Annotated in this window: 1 protein-coding gene; it reads right to left on the bottom strand. The window is 60.7% G+C overall.

All coding sequences use genetic code 11. The features are described 5' to 3' along the window. Positions 1-845: 845 nt before the first annotated feature. A partial coding sequence (locus ABEA26_RS35890) for a rolling circle replication-associated protein (RefSeq protein WP_345598255.1) occupies positions 846-1617 on the bottom strand: 772 nt, incomplete at its 5' end.

Below are 1617 nucleotides of genomic sequence, written 5' to 3' on the forward strand. Positions count from 1 at the left end.
CTCATCATCACTGCCGCCAGTTTTCGTTAGGTCAACATGGTCGCCTAACTCGCTTTGCTCGGTCTGACACGGTACAGACTCTCTTGAGTTGTTCTTACCAACGTCAAGTGAAGGACCGCAACCGCTGCCGCTCACGAGACCCCTCCCTTCGGTCGGGTCTTGCGGCCCGGCTTCCGGTTCGGCCCGCAGGGGGCCGCTTCCGGCGGCTCTGGGCCTCTCGCGCCTCGGGGCGCTCGGCGCTCGTTCGCTCGCTTCGCTCGCTCACCGGCCCGCCGCTTTCCGGACCTCGTGGCGGCGGTGGAAGCAGCCGTCAGTATGTGCTTCTCACTATGTTGGCATTCTAGCAGGTCTTCGGGACAATACTGTAATAATGGGAAACCATCAGGTACCGAACAGAAGCGGCTCCCGAAGCGCCTAGATTTATACCTCTGAGTCGTTTCAGAACTAGCTGAGTTCTGGGTACCAATCAGACTCAGCCAGTCCCGCTGTATCGGGGCTGGCACGGCTTTATTTCCTTTGAGAGACATCCAGCGGGTAGCGACTTAACTGTGGTGCCCTTACGTCGCCCTCACGTCCCGCTGGCGGCGCGGGGTCGCTCGGACCCGCAGGGGGCCGCTCGCAGCCCAGGGCGCGCAGCGGGTGACCGGAAGCCACTCTGTATGGTTGATTGTATGAGTGGCAAACACCGGTCACCCATTTCGACGGTACAGAGCCTCTACCGGCCAGCGCGGAGTTAGACTATGGGTGCCGAGACTGGCCCGCTGCGGTCTGCCGCAGCCGGCGCGCTCGGTGGTCGCTCGCTGCGCTCGCTCTGCCTTCGCTGGCCCCGGTTGCGCCCTTCCTCACTAGTCGGGTGGATCAAGTCCGGGCACTCTGCCCTCAACGCGCTGGCGGTACAGGTCGGTCGACGTAACTTCACGTCGCAGTGGACCGTCACCGGACACCTTCGAGACCTCGTGGTCGTCCATGAGCAGGTCCCAGTCCTCTTCAGGTTCCTCTGACGACCCACGGACCTCAAGCATGATGTCGGCGCTACTGCCGTATCTTCTCGCGCCGTCAGGCAGGTCGTGAAGCGCTCCCTTCGTCAAGTACTTCGTAACGTATCTGGCCGCGTTTCTCGCGTTCACTCGCCGGATGTCCACGACCTCACCGAGTCCTACACGTTCGGCTGTTCTCGATAGCATCGCCTGAGGCAGGTACCGGTCTACGAGCAGGTGCAGGTGCGGGTTTCCGCTTTCACCTTCCTCACGTATCCAGATGTACGACATTCCGGGGTACTGGTCCTTTATCTCCGTTCTGAGGGCATTCCACCGCTCGGTCAGGTATCGGTGCTGTTCATCCTGACTGTTCGGAGCTGCATCTTCGTCGAGCGTGATGGTCAGGAGTCGCCGCAGCTCGGGACGATCTTCGACGAGCCTGTCCATCTCCTCGATGAGGTTTTGCTTCATCCGGTGGGCGCAGCAGTAGCAATCCCACGAATTGCACCGGAACGGGGCGATTTCACCGCTCTCAGACTCTAGCTCCATGTTCCGGTATATCTCACGACAGTCGTACCGGCCAGACTCATCATCACTGCCGCCAGTTTTCGTTAGGTCAACATGGTCGCCTAACTCGCTT

It is taken from the genome of Streptomyces marokkonensis (assembly GCF_039539045.1).
GTDB lineage: Bacteria > Actinomycetota > Actinomycetes > Streptomycetales > Streptomycetaceae > Streptomyces > Streptomyces marokkonensis.